Raw genomic sequence first — 13,663 nt, 5'->3', positions numbered from 1 at the left:
TGGCGCCCCAGCGGCGGCGGATCTCCTCGTCCACCAGCTCGGAGGGAATCTCCACCGGGGTGCGGCCCGCCACCTCGGCCAGCACCTGCTGACGGGCCTGGAGCAGCAGCAACTGGGTGTGCTCCTCCTTCATCTGCTCCACGACGCTCTTCGTGGCCTCCTCGAGCGTCGTGCCGCGCCCGAAGGCCTCGAGGAACTCGGGGCTCTCGAAGTTCGGGTACGTCACCTCGCGCGCCGCCTGGATGTGGACGAGGAAGCGCGCCGGAGCGCCCCGCAGCTTCTCGACGGGGTAGTCGTCCGGCAGGGTGATGTCCACCACGAGCCCCTCGCTGGGCACCTGGCCCACGATGGCCTCGTACAGCCCGGGCAGCAGCGGCTCGGGCTCGAGCGGCAGCCACACGTCCGTCTTCACGCTGAAGGGGATGAGCTTGCCCTCGGAGTAGCCCGCGAGGTTGAGCAGCACCTCATCGCCCCACTCGATCTCCTCGGTGGGCGGGCGCGCCCGCTCGGTGGCGAACGGGCGGGCCAATTCCAGGAAGCGGTCCTGCACGTCCTCCGAGGTGAAGCCCTCGGGGGTGGGGACCGTGACGGCCAGTCCCTCCAACGAGGGCGCCTCCACCCGCGGCAGCTCCACCGGCTGCCCCTGCGCGGCCTTCTTGGCCGGGGATACGTACAGGGGAATGTCGAAGGGCTTCCTCTTGGCCGTTTCGGCGGGAGTCGGTGCGTTCTTCTTGGAATCCATTCAATGCGCTCCGTGGCGCCGGGGCACTACCAGCCGCTGAAGATCTTCTTCGCCCCGTCGGCGATGGCCGATCCTACCTTCTTCGCGCCATCGGCGACGGCCGATCCGACCTTGCCCGCCACGTCCTTGATGGCGCCGAAGTTCTCGATGGCGGCGCCCACGGCGGTGGAGGCGATGGAGACGGCCGCGCCCACCTGGGAAACGATGGGGATGTTGGTGGCGGCGGCCACCGAGCCCAGCGCGGTGATGCCCGAGGTCACCTTGGCGGCGATGCTCGCCTTGGGATCGGAGATGGTCTTGATGGCGATGCCCACGTCGAGCGCCGCGATGCCCACGTTGAGGCCGGGAGCGAAGCGGCCCGCGAGCTTGGCGGCCGTGCCCGCGCCCTTGGCGGCGGCACCAGCGGCCTTGGTGGCCGTCTCGGCCGTCTTGAGCGCGGTGGCCACGCCCTTGGCCTCGCCGCCGAGCGCCAGCGCGCCCGTCTTGATGATGTTGGCGTTGAGCTTGCCGGCCAGCTCCAGGCCGATGCCCTTGGGCAGCTTGGTCAGCAGGCCCGCGGCGCCGGACTTGAGCGTGGTGCCCAGCTTGCCCAGGAAGCCCGTGGACTTCGCCGCCTGGCCGAGCACGTCCAGCTTGGTCAGGTCCTTGCCCAGGTGCACGGCCTCGGCGGCCGACTTGGCAATCGTCTTGCCCAGCTTGCTGCCGTCACCGATGGCCGCGGCGGCCGCCTTCTCCAGGCCGCGCAGGTGCAGGTGCGACTCGATGGCGGCGGCGGTGGCCAGGCCACTCTTCACGGTGCCGAGCACGCCCTTGGTGGCGCCCAGCGCCCCGCCGGCGATCTGGTGGCCGTCGTGGTTCTTGATGCCGTTGATGACGTTCTTCACGCCCGAGTAGACGCCGAAGACGCCGCCGGCCACGCCGCCCGCGCTCTTGAGGATGCCCAGCTTGCCCACGCCGGAGGCGACGGCCTCCTTGGTGGCGCGCTCCACGACGCCCGGCTTCCAGTTCTTCGCGAAGTCCTTGAGCTTGCCGAAGATGCCCGCGCTGGTGGCCGCCGGGGAGCCGTTGGAGGCGGCCGGACGCGCGGTCCGGTCCATCCCATCCCGCACCTGGTTGCGAGCCGGCGCGGTGTTGGCGCGCTGGAGCTCGGGCCGGGCGACAGGGCGCTGCACGGGGGTGCTGGTGGAGCGGATGATGCGGCGGCTGCGGTTGTCGATGGGCGTGGTCACGGGAGCGTCCCCTGGGGTGGGCGGTGGGCGCGGTGGCGCGAGTGGTCCGACAATACAGGACTTGCCGGAAATGGATACGAACTGATGGAGTTATCGGGCCCACACGGCGGAAGTTTCCTCCCGAATTACCGGCGGGCGGAGAAAGGCCCCAGACTCCTCTGGCGGCACCCCCGGCGGAGGTCCCATGGAGCGGTTGGCGGAGGCCCTCGACGCATGGCGTCAGGCGATCGGAACGGAGCACGTGCACGTGGACGCGGGGACGCGGGAGGCGGCGGGGACGGCCACCTTCGCCACCTCGCAGCGGGTGCCCGCGGTGCTGCGCCCCGGCAGCCGCGAGGAGGTGCAGCGCTGCCTGCGGATCGCCCACGCGCTGCGGGTGCCGGTGTACCCGGTGAGCGCGGGGCGTAACTACGGGTATGGCTCGCGGGTGCCGGCGCGCACGGGGAGTGTGCTGCTGGAGCTGGGGCGGATGAACCGGGTGCTCGCCCTGGACGAGGAGCTGGCCTTCCTCACGGTGGAGCCGGGGGTGACGTTCGCCCAGGCGCACGCCTTCCTCGAGGAGCAGGGCTCGTGGCTGCAGCTGACCACCATTGGCGGGCCGCCCGAGGCGAGCCTCGTGGGCAACGCGCTGGAGCGGGGGGACGGCGGCGGGCCGTACGGGGACATCTTCCAGCACGTGTGCGACCTGGAGGTGGTGCTGCCCACGGGGGAGGTGCTGCGCACGGGGCCGGGGCGCTACCCGGGGGCCCAGGCGGCCGAGGTGCTGCGCTGGGGTCCGGGACCGGCGCTGGATGGGCTCTTCAGCCAGTCCAACCTGGGGGTGGTGACGCGGATGACCTTCTGGCTGGCCCCGCGAGCGCCCTGCGTGCGGCTCGTGTCGGCGCCGCTGGAGGACGCCGCGCGGCTGGAGACGGTGGTGGACCGGCTGCGCCTCTTGCGGCTGGAGGGCACGGTGCGCGAGGCCTTCTCGCTGTGGAACGACTACAAGCTGTTCTCGGTGCTGGGGCAGTACCCGTGGGAGGCGGCGGGAGGGCGCACGCCGCTGCCGGAGGAGGTGCGCCAGCGGCTGCGCGAGGAGCAGGGGCTGGGAGAGTGGCACCTGAGCGTCCCCTTGCAGGCCCCGAGCGAGGAGCAGGCGCAGGCGGCGTGGGGCCGGGTGGAGGCGGTGCTCAAGGGGGTGCTGCCCGGGCTCACGTGCTACCGCGAGGAGGAGGTGGGCGAGGACGTGCTGCGGCGGGTGCCCTCGGCGCGCAACCTGCGGATGATGTACTGGCGCCAGCGTTCACCGATGCCCGCCGAGCCAGACCCGGACCGGGACGGCTGCGGCTTCGTGTGGCTCTCCTGCGCGGTGCCGATGACGGGGGCACACGTGGAGCGGGCGCTGGCCGTCGCCGAGCCGCTGCCGCTCCAGTACGGCTTCGAGCCCAACCTGTGCCTCTTGGGAGTGAGCGCGCGGTGCGCGTACCTGGTGATAGCCCTCGTCTATGACCGGAAGGTAGAGGGCGAGGACGCGCGAGCGCTGGAGTGCTACCACGCGCTGCAGAAGGCGATGAACGAGGCGGGTTACTACCCGGCGCGGCTGGGCATCCAGGCGCCGGTGCTCGGGGCGGGGGCGGAGGACGACTCGGCGAAGGTGCTCGGGGTGCTCAAGGCGGCCCTGGACCCCCACGGAATCCTCGCGCCGGGGCGCTACCTGCCGTGAGCCCGGTCCGTGCCCATCGCCCCTCGCCCTCCGGGAGAGGGGCGGGGTGAGGGTATCGAGTGAACCCGAGTTGAACCCGTGCCCACGAAGAGCGAGCCACGGGTTGCCATTTCCGTGGCCCCACCTGCGATTCGGTGAGCCCTGGACGAGACAGAGGGCCAGACCGCAATGACAGACACCGCGAAGCCAGAGGAGGCCTGGCGCGAGCAGCAGTTCGGGCACGAGGCCTTCGAGGCGATGCACCTGCTGCTCGACCATTTCCGCTACGAGGTCCGATCGGCCATCCACGTCCTGAGACTCATCGTCGGGGCGATGAAGCATCGCCTGGAGGAGCGCTCCGGTCCCCGCCCATTCGAGGAGCAGGAGGCGCATACGCTCATCGACCAGGCCCAGGAGTCATGCGCAGGCATCTACCTCGTGCTGGATGAACTGCCGGCTACGCTCCTGGGGCAAGGGGGGTGGGAGGCCGTTCCCGAGGATGTGCACGAGCTGCTGGACAAGGTCCTGCGCCTCACCCAGGCCGACAGGGAGCGCACGTGCCGATTGGAGAAGGATTACGAGCCCGAGCTCCCGCGGGTGCAGGGCCCCCGGGGCTGGCTGGTGCGCGTGTTCTTCGCGCTCGTCATCGATGCGCTCGCGACCCTGCGCGGCAAGAACCACGCGCGGCACGAGCTCGGCATCCGCACGCGGCGGCACGAGGGGGGCGTGCGGGTGACGATCTCCGCCACGGGCCCTGGCCTTCCGCCCCGAGCGATGGACCCCCTCTTCGAGCCACGCTGCCCGCCCCTCTACGCGGGCTCGGGGCAATGGCTGGGGCTGGGCAGACTCCAGGCGCTGCTCGAGCAGCGGGGAGGAGCACTGCGAGTGGAGAGCGCGAAGGACCACGGCGTGACCTTCGACGTGCGCATTCCCACCGACTCCCCGGAGCGAGACAGCGCCACGCCCGTCCCTCTCGATGAGCTGGGTCTGCGCCTCCTCCAGAACGACGAGCGCGACACCGTGAGGGCGCTGGTGGCGTGCACCGCCCTCGAAATCCTCGAGCGGCTCGGTCCCCTGCGCTCGCAGCTCAAGCGCCTGTCGGGCCACTTGGACGAGGAGGAGAAGTCGCGCAAGCACATGAAGCGATGCTTCCAGGTGGTGCGGCGCGTGCGCGACCTGTGCCGAGACCTGCGCCACCTGCGGTACGTGCAACCCGAGCCACCCCTGCCAGTGTACGTCGAGGGGTGCCTGAGCGAAGCGCTGCGCATCACTCGCGGCGAGCTGGCAGGGACCGCCCGTGTGGAGGAGGACCTCACCCCGGGGCTTCCCCCCGTGCCCGGCAGCGCGGGTCACCTGCTGCGGGTATTCCTGCTCCTGCTGCGCGGCTCCCTCCGGGCCATGAAGCTCGGCCCGTCACGACGGCACGTCCTCCGGGTGCGGACCTGGCGGGAGGACTCCTGGGTCCGGGTGGCCCTCTCCGATACCAGCTCCGGCATCCCTCCCGACACGCTGTCCTCCGTCCTCGACAGTGGGTGCGTGCGCTTCGCCGAGGGAAACCTCATGGAGTACGGCCTGCCCATCAGTCACGCCATCCTGCAAGGCATGGGGGGCGAGCTGCGGATCGACAACCAGGAAGGCCATGGCACGACCTACTCGCTGCGCCTGCCCGTGGCCGAGCGGCCCTGACTCAGCGAGGTCTCCATGGCATCGCCTCCGATGACCCGCTCCTCTCCAGATGGCCGGCACACTGAGTAGAGCGCCACGGCGTCTCAGGTGGGCCCTGCCTCGTCCTCCCTGTTCGTTCGCCCGGGAGTACGGTGGCGCTCCGCCTCCCGGTAGAGCTGCGTGAGCGAGTAGTCCAGAAGCGACTCGGACGAGCTCATGGAGTGCTGGGCTCGGGCGAAGGGCAGCCAGAGGCGGCTGCCGACGAGCACCCCCGCCTCCGTGCGCTCCTGGCGCGGAATCCACCGCCCGCCCAGGTCGTGCACCAGCACCTGGCCCAGGTAGGCGCCCACGGCCGGCACCACGTGCTCGTCGAGGACCTCGCGGAGACGCCGCTTCGGGGAGTCATCACGCCAGAAGTAGAAATCCAGGTCCGTGAGGGACTCGGGTGTCCTCTTGGAAAGGGAGGGAACCTCGGTGTGCAGCATGGCCACGAGGCGCTCGGCCTGGAGGCTGTACTGCTCGAGCGCGCGTTCGGTGTCTTCCACGTCCGAGGGCAGAGCCACGTCGGCGGGCAGCCACTCCGCGGGCTCGGGCGGCCGCCATGCGTTGAGCCCGGCAATCGTGCGCTGGCGCTCGTGACTGGGAGAGCGGTCCACCACGCGTGAGAGGAGTGGAGCCAGGTCCGGGTGAAACCGGGGCTCCACGGGCGCGAGTGCCGCGCTGCGCTCACGCAGGGTACGCAGCACCGTGTCGAAGTCCAGGTCCGGCCGGAGCTGGACGTGCGCACGGGCCTGAGCAAGGCGCGCCTCGTCGCTGGCGAAGTCCGCGGGAGTGGGCCACAGCACCAGGAGCACGGCGCCGTTGGGCAACTCCTCCACCCGGTGTGCAGGCTTGGAGAGCATGCGCTCGCGGCCGACAGCATTCACCAGCTTGGGGCCAAAGACGTTGAGCCAGAACACCTCGTAGATTTTGTCGAACCCGTCTCGGTGCCAGACCTCCTTCTTACGGCCGAAGTCGGGATCGCCCGCCAACTCTCTATCCGCAGTGCTGTGGGCCGACGCGTGGGAGACTGCGTAACTCGAGGCCCAGGCTCGCACCAACTCGATGAGTTGGCGGCAGCGCTCTTCCTCTTTGAAAAAGGAGAGCGGATTCACCCGGAGAAACAGGTCCAATTCAGGAGGCCGCTGTGCAAGCCAGACCCCCAATCGACTGTCCAGGGCTGGCCACTGCGTTCGGAAAAGCCCCAGGTCGGTGCTCCCCTCGTCGTGCCCCTCCTCCAGTGCTTTCCAGAAGGAAGAACGGGAGTACTTGCGTCGTCGCTTGCCTTCAACGATGTCAGGCATCCAGCTGGTGGCGTACCTCTCCATCGCTTCAAGAAAAGGCTCCAGCTCGTTTACCAATGCCGCATGTGGATCCAGAGCGCCATTGAAGGACAACAGGAGGCTGTCCTCTGGCTCCAAGTCATGCACACTCAGCACCTTCATTGGAACAGCACCTCCACTCCTGGAACCTTTTGTTCCGTGGCGCGCACGGCACTCTTGATGTATCGCTCGATGGGTTTGAGCTCGCCGCCTTCGTAGACGAGGCGGACCCTCTGCACGGTGACACAGAAGGAGTGCACCGCGGCCATCCCGCTCAGGGCGCTTCCGGGCGACGCGTGCGCAGTCCTTCTCCATGGGCGGGGCCTCTCGGAGCCACAAACGCCCAAGAAGATAGACCCTCGCGCGGCCCAAGTGCTGTCCTTCCAACGCCACTGCCTGGCGAGTGGGCTTGCCTCCGCCGGAAGGCGTCCTGTCCTCCCTTGCTGAATCGAACTCAGTTGCCCATCCAGCGATTCGGTGAACCCGGGGGCTCCGTGCGCGTCGACGCGGGCCGCTTGGGCTCCAGCTCCTTCTGGATGCCATCCGGCCTCGCCATGTGGATGCGCGTCATCGCGTCGATGAGCGTCACGCCCATCAGCAGCGCCAGGAACACCACCGACACCGGGAACACCACGCGCCTCGCGCCCTTCTGCTCAATCAGGTGCATGAAGAACATGGCCACCAGCCAGGTCTTCACCACGGCGATGACCAGCGACACCGGCAGCGAGTACGGCCCCAGCTTCATCTTCGTCCCGAGCACCCACGTCGCCACCGTCAGCACCGCGAGCACCGCCCAGATTCCCACGTACTCCCACGCGGACTTCTCCTTCGCCTCCGCTCGCTCCGCCATGGTGCGCCCCCGTCACTCCACCAGGTACAGCAGTGGGAAGATGAACAGCCAGAAGACATCCACCAGGTGCCAGTACAGCCCGCCCACCTCCACGGGGATGTGGTACTCGGCCGTGTATTTCCCAGACACCGCTCCCCACACCAGCCACGCCAGCACCCCGAGCGCCACCAGCATGTGGATGGCGTGCAGCCCCGTGAGCAGGAAATACAGCGTGTAGAAGAGCGCCCCGCCCTGCTGGGGCAACTCGGCGAAGTGATAGAACTCGCCCGGCAGCGCGCCCTCTTTGTAGTGCTCGTAGTACTCCCAGAACTTGATGGCGAGGAAGCCCACGCCCATCAAGATGGCCACCCCGAGCACCCCCGCCGTCAGGAATTGCCGCCCCTTGCGGATGAAGTGCACCGCGAGCGCCACGAAGAGGCTGCTCGTCACCAGGAGCAACGTCTGCACCATGGCCCAGTCGGCCTTCAGGTGCTTGCTCGCCTCGATGAAGACGTCCGGGTAGTAATACCGGTACACCGCATAGCCCACGAACAGGTTCGTGAAGAGCAGCACCTCCGAGCCCAGGAATATCCACATCCCGAGCTGCGCCGCGTGGCTCTGGTTCTCCCGGCTGCCGAAGTGGTCCGCCCACGGAGAGGGTTCAGTAGACACGGGGCGCCTCGGGGACGGTGTAGTCGTGGACGTCGCGCTCGAAGCTCGGGGCCTGCGAGAAGTTGTGCGGCGCGGGCGGCGAGCCACTGAACCACTCGTACCCGCGCGAGCCCCACGGGTTGGCCGGGCTCACCGGCCCGTACCTCAGCGACCACAGCAGATACACGGCGATGAGCACGAACCCGAACGCGAGCAGCGACGCGCCCGCGGTGCTCAGCACGTGCAGCCACTGCATCTCCTTGGGGTATTGGTAGTAGCGCCGCGGCATGCCCATGTTCCCCAGGAGGAACTGCGGCAGGAACGTCACGATGAACCCGAAGATGATGGTGATGGCGGCGAGGAAACTCAGACGCTCGGGGTAGAGCCGGCCGAACATCTTCGGCCACCAGTAGTGCAGCGCCGCGAGGAAGGCCATCAGCACCGCGCCCACCATGATGTAGTGGAAGTGCGCGACGACGAAGTACGTGTCGTGCCAGTGGATGTCCAGGGACGTCGTCGCCACCGCCACGCCCGTCATCCCGCCGAACATCAGCAGGAAGATGAAGCCGAGCACGTAGAGCAGCGGGACTCGGAAATCGATCGAGCCCCCGTACAGCGTGGCCACCCAGTTGAAGATCTTGATGGCCGTGAAGATGGCCACGAGCATGCTCAGCACGCCAAAAATCCCCGAGGTGAACGTGGACTGGCCCGACACGAACATGTGGTGGCCCCACGAGAAGAAGCCCACGAAGGCAATGCCAAACGTGGAGCCGGCGACCATCTTGTAGCCGAAGATGTTCTTACGGCTGAAGGCGCACACCACCTCGCTGATGACGCCCATGGCCGGGAGCACCATGATGTAGACGGCCGGGTGCGAGTAGAACCAGAACATGTGCTGGAAGAGCACCGGGTCCCCGCCGCGCGACGGGTCGAAGATGCCCGAGCCGAAGGCGCGCTCGAAGAACACCAGCAGCAGCACCATGCCGAGCACCGGCGTAGCCACCACCTGGATGACGGACGTGCCGTAGAGCGTCCACACGAAGAGCGGGAGGCGGCTCCAGTGCAGGCCGGGGGCGCGCATCGTGTGCACGGTGGTGATGAAGTTGACCCCGGTGATGATGGTGGAGAAGCCGATGATGAAGACGCCGAGGAGGATCGGCGTGAGCGCCGTGGGCGAGGTGGTGCTGTAGGGCGTGTAGAACGTCCAGCCCGTGTCCGCGCCGCTCCACAGCATGCCGAACACGGTGAGCAGCGCGCCCGCCAGGTAGATGTAGAACGAGGCGAGGTTGAGCCTCGGGAAGGCCACGTCCTTGGCGCCCAGCATGATGGGCAGCACGAAGTTGCCGAACGCCGAGGGAATCGCCGGAATCATGAACAGCCACACCATGGTCACCCCATGCAGGGTGAACATGCGGTTGTACGTCAGGGGGCTCATGATGGTGGGCCCCGGCGTGAGCAATTCAATCCGGATCGCCATCGCGAACACGCCGCCGAGCAGCAGCGAGAGGATGACCCCCACCAGGAACATCACGCCAATGCGCTTGTGGTCGCGCGTGAGCAACCACGAGCGCACCGTCGTCTCGTGGTTGAGGTAGGTGCTGGCCGGCTGACTACTTTCCGCCGACGGGTTCATAGACGGGCCCCTTGGACTCGACGTTCTGTAGCCGAGCGCTGCGCAGTGTCTTGATGTACTCGAGCAGCGCCGCCACCTCGGCCGCCTCGAGCTGCCCCTGGAACGACGGCATCACCGGCTCGAAGCCCGCCACGAGTTTCGCCTGCGGCTTCATCATCGACTCGGTGAGATAGGCCTCGTCCGCCACCACCGTCTGGCCATTCGTCAGCCGCTCGTGGCGCATGTACAGGTCCACCCACGTGGGCCCGATGTGCTGCGTTCCATCCACCGAGTGGCACTTGAGACACCCCTTCTCCGCCGCCAGCCGCTCGCCCCGCTCGGCCAGGGTGCCGCGCTCGGCGTACATGAGCTCGCCGTGCGGCTCCTGTGCGTCGTAGCGCGCCGCCTGCCGCGCGGGGATTCGTGGCTCCTCCTTCTCGGGGGCGCTGGGTGTGGCGTCCCGGCGCGCCACGAGCCCCTGGCGCTGCTCCTTCATCCAGGACTCGTAGTCCTCGGGCGAGAGCGCCACGACCTCGGCCCACATCTCCGAGTGCTTCAGCCCGCAGTACTCCGCGCACATGACGCGGTAGCTGCCTGGCTTCACCACCTGGAACCACGTCTGGGTATAGGCGCCGGGAATCGCGTCCTGCTTGATGCGGAACGAGGGCACGTAGAACGAGTGGATGACGTCCCGGCTCGTGAGCAGCAGCCGCACGGGCCTGCCCACCGGCACCCGGAGGACGCCGATGGAGTTGGGGCCCTCGGGATAGGTGAACTTCCACATCCACTGCTTGCCCACCACGTAGACGTCCATCGCGTCCGGCGGAGGCGTCTGCATGCGGATGAAGTCGTGGTAGCCGATGAAGAACCACACGAGAAACGTGACGAGCGGCACCCCGACGAAGAGCAGCTCCCACGCCAGCGTCGTCTGCACCTTCGGCGTGACGTCCGTCTCCGAGCGCCTCCGGTAGCGGATGAGGAAGTACGCCGCCACCCCGAAGATGAGCGTGGCCATCACCATCGCCGTGGTGATGATGACGTAGTGCAGATGGTCCACGTCCTTCGCGACCGTGGAGGCCTGCTCGGGCAGGAAGAGGATTTTACGGAAGAATTCCTCGAGCCACCCGCTCTCCGCCTGCGTCTGGACCGTGCCCGCGTAGGACTCGCTGTTGGGAGGAGTCATCTCGCCCCTCCGCGCTGCTGCTGCTCGCTCACCACGCGGTCGATGGCCTGCTCGATGGGCACGTGCACCACGCCCGCGTCCCGGTCCACCCAGCCATACCCGTGCAGCTTCTGGAGCTGCTCGTTCTTCTCCTCGTACGCCCGCGTGTCGAGCTGGATGAGCCCCGTGTTGACGATGTTGATTTCCGCCTTCCGCAACGCCGGCGGCTCCGAGGGGCCCGCGGGACTGAGGTGCTTCTCGCGCTGCTGGAGCTGCGCCCAGGTGCCCACCACGAAGAACGTGAAGACGATGAGCGAGCCACCGATGACAGCACTGACGAACCAGCCGCTCACCGGCCGCTCGTCTCGCGGGGGCGTCTTCCACTCCACCTTGGACTCGTCGTCGCCGCTCATTCGTCGTACCCCAGGGACTCGTGCAGGTACGGGTCTCCCACCGGCACGGTGGCGTGGCCCCGCAGCCGCCACAGGGTGAAGGCCACCGCCGCGCCTCCCACTCCGAGGAACGCCGTCACGTCCGCCCAGTGCACCCGCACCGCGTCCGGGCTCACCACCGGCACCACCAGCCACCACGTGTCCACCCCATGCGCGAGCAGCAGCCACACCGCCATCGCCGTGAGCGTGCGGCGGTGCTGCTTGAAGGGCCTCGACAGCAGCACGAGGAACGGGAAGACGAAGCGCGCATTCACGATGAACAGCGCCACCGGCTCCCACGGGCCCCGGGCTCGCAACACGTACCAGGGAATCTCGTGCGGCAGGTCCGCTATCCAGATGAGGAAGAACTGGCTGTAGGCCATGTAGGCCCAGAAGACGCTGAAGGCGAACAGGAACTTGCCCAGGCTCGCCCGGTGCGAGTCATTGACGAGCTCGCCATACAGGTTCGGCCCGCGCGCCAGCGTCGTCGCCAGCGTCAGCATCGCCAGCGCCCCCACGAACGCCCCCGAGAACCAATACAACCCATACACCGTGGAGACGAAGAGCGGCTCGAGCGACATGAGCCAGTCCAGCGACGCGAAGGACATCGCCAGCGCCACCACCGGTAGCGCGCCCGCGCCCAGCCACCACTGCCACTTCGTGAGCTTCAGCTCGCCCGACTCATCCTGGCGGCGGGACCAGCGCAGCAGCAATTCGCCCACGCAAATCCACACCGCGAAGTAGACGGCCGAGCGCACCACCCAGAAGGGCAGGTTGAGGAAGGGCCGCTTGTGGTCGAGCTTCGCCAGGTCCTTCTCCACGAGCGGCGGATGCGGCTCCATCCACAGGTAGAGCTGGCCCACGCCCGCGAGGATGGGGATGAAGAGGACGGCGAAGAGCGGCAGCGAGGCCGCCATCGTCTCCAGCATGCGGCGCAGCACCACCGGCCAGCGCGCCTTCGAGGCATGCCAGATGCCCAGCAGCACGAGCGAGGCCACCGCCATGCCCGCCCAGTACGCGAAGGCGAACAGGTACGAGAAGAGCGCGCGTTTCGTGTCCACCACGAAGCCCACGCCCGTCACCGCGAGTCCCACCCCGCCCACCGCCGCGGCGGCCAGCATGGGCGTGCGCCCTCCCGTGAAGCGCTCCATCACCTTCACGGCGTGCCCCCCTTCATCAGCAGCGGCCGGGCCTCGGGCGGGACGTCCTCGAGCCTCGCCCGCTGGCTCGCCTGGAGCGCTCGCACGTAGGCCACCACCGCCCAGCGCTGCCCGGGCGTCAGCTTCTCCGCGTAGGACGGCATCAGCCCGTACCCCTCGCTGATGACCACGTAGTAGTAGCCATTCGGATAGGGCGGCAGCTCCAACAGCGACGGCGGCTCGCGCAGCCCCATGTTGCGCGCCACCTGGCTCTGGCCGTCCCCGAGCACTCCGTGACAGGTGGCGCAGTAGATTTCGAAGGACTTCTCTCCGCTCTCCACCACCTCGCGTGTGAGCGTGAGAGGGATTTCATCCGTGTAGCCCGCGTCCACCTGCGTGCCCGCGTCCGGCAGCGCGGTGCGGCCCGTGAGGAAGAGCCGATTCTGGCCCCGGCGGCTCCTCGGCACCGTGCCCGGCGGCGGCTGGCGCATGGCCCGGTCATCCGCGAAGAATTGATTCTCCCGGTACGGCAGCGCCTTGGGCTGCTGCTTCATCCCCGCCCAGCCCTGGAAGTCCACGTCGCAGCCGGCCAGCACCGTCACGAGCGGCAGGAGGAGCGCGCGCCTCATGTCTCCTCCTCCACCACCGAGGCCGTCCTCGCGGCCAGCTCGCGCAGGTGGCGCAGCACCGGCTCCGTCTCCGCCTTGCGCTCCGTGGTGACGCTCACCCAGAAGCCTCCCGTGCTCGCCGTGCGGAAGGACTCGAGCTCGAAGAGCGGGTGGTGCGGCCTCGGGAAGCGGTAGAGGACCATCAAGCTGCCGAAGATGGTCAGCGACGCCGCCAGCACCATCGTCTCGAAGGTGATGGGGAAGAAGGACGGCCCCGCGTGCAGCGGCCGGTTGCCCACGTTGAGCGGGTAATCCACCGCGTTGGTCCACCACTGCACGAGGTACGCGAACGCCGCCCCGCCCAGCCCCGCCACGAAGGCGAAGCCGCGAATGGGCGAGGGCTTCAGCTCCAGCACCTCGTCGATGCCCTCCACCGGGTAGGGCGAGAAGACGTCCAGTGCTTCCTTCGCGTAGCCCAGCTCGCGCAGGCGCTCGAGGGCCTTCTTCACTTCCTCGCCCGAGCCGAACTCTCCCACCACCCAGTAGCGCATGG

General features: G+C 68.4%; 13 protein-coding genes. 2 read left to right on the top strand and 11 right to left on the bottom strand.

All coding sequences use genetic code 11. The annotated features are described in order from the left end of the window. Window positions 1-742: peptidylprolyl isomerase (locus ACJ8AN_RS16480; RefSeq protein WP_407756318.1), on the bottom strand; the 742-nt coding region annotated here is incomplete at its 3' end. Window positions 743-768: 26 nt separating this feature from the next. Next, the gene (locus tag ACJ8AN_RS16475) at window positions 769-1,971 is read right to left on the bottom strand and encodes a hypothetical protein (protein WP_407756317.1); all 1,203 of its coding nucleotides are present in this window, start codon (window positions 1,969-1,971) and stop codon (window positions 769-771) included. A gap of 184 nt (window positions 1,972-2,155) precedes the next feature. Between ACJ8AN_RS16475 and ACJ8AN_RS16470 the strand changes: the two genes are divergently transcribed. Together ACJ8AN_RS16470 and ACJ8AN_RS16465 are read left to right on the top strand one after the other, a co-directional pair. Further along, the gene (locus ACJ8AN_RS16470; protein ID WP_407756316.1) at window positions 2,156-3,673 is read left to right on the top strand and encodes an FAD-binding oxidoreductase; all 1,518 of its coding nucleotides are present in this window, start codon (window positions 2,156-2,158) and stop codon (window positions 3,671-3,673) included. Window positions 3,674-3,841: 168 nt separating this feature from the next. After that, entirely contained in the window at window positions 3,842-5,338 is a 1,497-nt protein-coding gene (locus tag ACJ8AN_RS16465) for an ATP-binding protein (RefSeq protein ID WP_407756315.1), read from the top strand. Between the two features lie 83 nt (window positions 5,339-5,421). Here the strand turns inward: ACJ8AN_RS16465 and ACJ8AN_RS16460 are convergent, their stop codons facing one another. From ACJ8AN_RS16460 to ACJ8AN_RS16420, 9 genes are all read right to left on the bottom strand, one after another. After that, entirely contained in the window at window positions 5,422-6,348 is a 927-nt protein-coding gene (locus tag ACJ8AN_RS16460) for a hypothetical protein (protein ID WP_407756314.1), read from the bottom strand. Window positions 6,349-7,132: 784 nt separating this feature from the next. After that, complete coding sequence (locus ACJ8AN_RS16455; RefSeq protein ID WP_407756313.1) at window positions 7,133-7,528, bottom strand: cytochrome C oxidase subunit IV family protein; 396 nt, start codon at window positions 7,526-7,528, stop codon at window positions 7,133-7,135. 12 nt (window positions 7,529-7,540) lie between these two features. After that, window positions 7,541-8,179, bottom strand: coding sequence for a cytochrome c oxidase subunit 3 family protein (locus ACJ8AN_RS16450; RefSeq protein ID WP_407756312.1), 639 nt, complete (start codon window positions 8,177-8,179; stop codon window positions 7,541-7,543). Further along, on the bottom strand, window positions 8,169-9,791 hold the full coding sequence (locus tag ACJ8AN_RS16445) for a cbb3-type cytochrome c oxidase subunit I (protein ID WP_407756311.1): 1,623 nt from the start codon (window positions 9,789-9,791) through the stop codon (window positions 8,169-8,171). Before ACJ8AN_RS16445 ends, ACJ8AN_RS16450 begins: the two co-directional genes overlap by 11 nt. Next, window positions 9,769-10,953 carry a cytochrome c oxidase subunit II gene (coxB, locus tag ACJ8AN_RS16440; RefSeq protein WP_407756310.1) on the bottom strand — a complete coding sequence of 395 codons (1,185 nt, stop codon included), beginning with the start codon at window positions 10,951-10,953 and terminating at the stop codon, window positions 9,769-9,771. The genes ACJ8AN_RS16445 and coxB overlap by 23 nt, the downstream gene beginning before the upstream one ends. Continuing rightward, window positions 10,950-11,345 (bottom strand): hypothetical protein, encoded by a 396-nt coding sequence (locus ACJ8AN_RS16435; protein WP_407756309.1) that lies wholly within the window; start codon window positions 11,343-11,345, stop codon window positions 10,950-10,952. Before ACJ8AN_RS16435 ends, coxB begins: the two co-directional genes overlap by 4 nt. After that, window positions 11,342-12,514 carry a hypothetical protein gene (locus ACJ8AN_RS16430; protein WP_407756319.1) on the bottom strand — a complete coding sequence of 391 codons (1,173 nt, stop codon included), beginning with the start codon at window positions 12,512-12,514 and terminating at the stop codon, window positions 11,342-11,344. Before ACJ8AN_RS16430 ends, ACJ8AN_RS16435 begins: the two co-directional genes overlap by 4 nt. Window positions 12,515-12,519: 5 nt before the next feature. Further along, window positions 12,520-13,131 carry a c-type cytochrome gene (locus ACJ8AN_RS16425; RefSeq protein ID WP_407756308.1) on the bottom strand — a complete coding sequence of 204 codons (612 nt, stop codon included), beginning with the start codon at window positions 13,129-13,131 and terminating at the stop codon, window positions 12,520-12,522. Beyond that, entirely contained in the window at window positions 13,128-13,661 is a 534-nt protein-coding gene (locus ACJ8AN_RS16420) for a DUF3341 domain-containing protein (protein ID WP_407756307.1), read from the bottom strand. The genes ACJ8AN_RS16425 and ACJ8AN_RS16420 overlap by 4 nt, the downstream gene beginning before the upstream one ends. Window positions 13,662-13,663 lie beyond the last annotated feature (2 nt).

Source organism: Archangium sp., from assembly GCF_045802675.1.
Classification (GTDB): Bacteria; Myxococcota; Myxococcia; order Myxococcales; family Myxococcaceae; genus Archangium.
The sequence above is the reverse complement of the archived record's forward strand: the minus strand, read 5'-3'. Positions and strand labels throughout refer to the sequence as shown.

Coding starts and splice junctions, on each gene's coding strand:
- ACJ8AN_RS16470 (WP_407756316.1), top strand. CDS start 2,156: ATGGAGCGGTTGGCGGAGGCCCTCGACGCATGGCGTCAGGCGATCGGA.
- ACJ8AN_RS16465 (WP_407756315.1), top strand. CDS start 3,842: ATGACAGACACCGCGAAGCCAGAGGAGGCCTGGCGCGAGCAGCAGTTC.
- ACJ8AN_RS16455 (WP_407756313.1), bottom strand. CDS start 7,528: ATGGCGGAGCGAGCGGAGGCGAAGGAGAAGTCCGCGTGGGAGTACGTG.
- ACJ8AN_RS16445 (WP_407756311.1), bottom strand. CDS start 9,791: ATGAACCCGTCGGCGGAAAGTAGTCAGCCGGCCAGCACCTACCTCAAC.
- coxB (WP_407756310.1), bottom strand. CDS start 10,953: ATGACTCCTCCCAACAGCGAGTCCTACGCGGGCACGGTCCAGACGCAG.
- ACJ8AN_RS16435 (WP_407756309.1), bottom strand. CDS start 11,345: ATGAGCGGCGACGACGAGTCCAAGGTGGAGTGGAAGACGCCCCCGCGA.
- ACJ8AN_RS16430 (WP_407756319.1), bottom strand. CDS start 12,514: ATGGAGCGCTTCACGGGAGGGCGCACGCCCATGCTGGCCGCCGCGGCG.
- ACJ8AN_RS16425 (WP_407756308.1), bottom strand. CDS start 13,131: ATGAGGCGCGCGCTCCTCCTGCCGCTCGTGACGGTGCTGGCCGGCTGC.
- ACJ8AN_RS16420 (WP_407756307.1), bottom strand. CDS start 13,661: ATGCGCTACTGGGTGGTGGGAGAGTTCGGCTCGGGCGAGGAAGTGAAG.